The following is a 207-nucleotide window of genomic DNA, read 5'->3' on the forward strand; positions in this document are numbered from 1 at the left end:
CGGAAGGTAGAGCAGGTTGGCACCTGCGGCCTCGATGGCCGCCCGACGCCGGCGCCCTTGTGGCTGCCGAGGTTGTTTCGGCCCGTCGAGCACCATCGGCGCGACCAAGCCGGTGTTGCGCAGGCCGGCGATGAAGGTGGTGGTCAGCCAATGACGATGTGGATCGGTGCTCGCAGCCGCTCACCCCTGGGCGCCCGGCCGTGGGTG

1 pseudogene is annotated in these 207 nt (G+C 70.5%); it reads right to left on the bottom strand.

Features of this window, described 5'->3' with window-relative positions:
• A pseudogene (locus JMJ56_RS34690) lies at window positions 1–207 on the bottom strand (IS630 family transposase); the annotation flags it as partial.

The organism is Belnapia arida (assembly GCF_016773205.1).
GTDB classification, from domain to species: domain Bacteria; phylum Pseudomonadota; class Alphaproteobacteria; order Acetobacterales; family Acetobacteraceae; genus Belnapia; species Belnapia arida.